This window comes from Streptococcus sp. GMD6S, from assembly GCF_000297015.1.
The window spans coordinates 1-615 of sequence record NZ_AJRH01000362.1 but is presented as its reverse complement, the minus strand read 5'-3'; the positions used below and the strand labels follow the sequence as shown (position 1 = coordinate 615).

At 44.6% G+C, this 615-nt stretch carries 1 protein-coding gene and 1 pseudogene; both read right to left on the bottom strand.

Annotation, left to right across the window (positions count from 1 at the left end; genetic code table 11):
- Positions 1-191: 30S ribosomal protein S19 (rpsS, locus tag GMD6S_RS11630; protein ID WP_000533764.1), on the bottom strand; the 191-nt coding region annotated here is incomplete at its 3' end.
- A gap of 103 nt (positions 192-294) precedes the next feature.
- Positions 295-615 (bottom strand): annotated as a pseudogene (rplB, locus tag GMD6S_RS11625) (50S ribosomal protein L2); the annotation flags it as partial.

Here is a 615-nt window from a genome sequence, read left to right as displayed (position 1 = left end):
TCTTGGATGTAAACAGGTACGTGTTTACGTCCGTCATAAACTGCAATAGTGTAACCAATGAAACTTGGGAAGATCGTCGAACGACGTGACCAAGTTTTGATAACTTTTTTCTTTTCGTCGTTAGCTTGAGCTTCAACTTTTTTCATCAAATGCTCATCGACGAAAGGTCCTTTTTTAAGACTGCGTCCCATTTTTATATTTTCTCCTTTAAATGTTGTACCACAGCGGCTTGCGCTCACATGGAGCGCTACCGAGCTGGCGGATTTCCTAGTTGCTTAGGCGACTAGTTTACTATTATTTCTCGTTGCGACGACGAACGATAAGTTTGTCAGATTTCGCTTTCTTGTTACGAGTTTTAAGACCAAGAGCAGGTTTGCCCCATGGAGTAGATGGCGCTTTACGACCAACTGGTGCTTTACCTTCACCACCACCGTGTGGGTGATCGTTAGGGTTCATTACAGAACCACGAACTGTTGGGCGGATACCTTTCCAACGGCTACGTCCTGCTTTACCAAGGTTCACAAGTCCATGTTGTTCGTTTCCGACAACACCAACTGTTGCACGACAAGTTCCAAGAATCATACGTACTTCGCCAGATTGAAGACGAACAAGAAC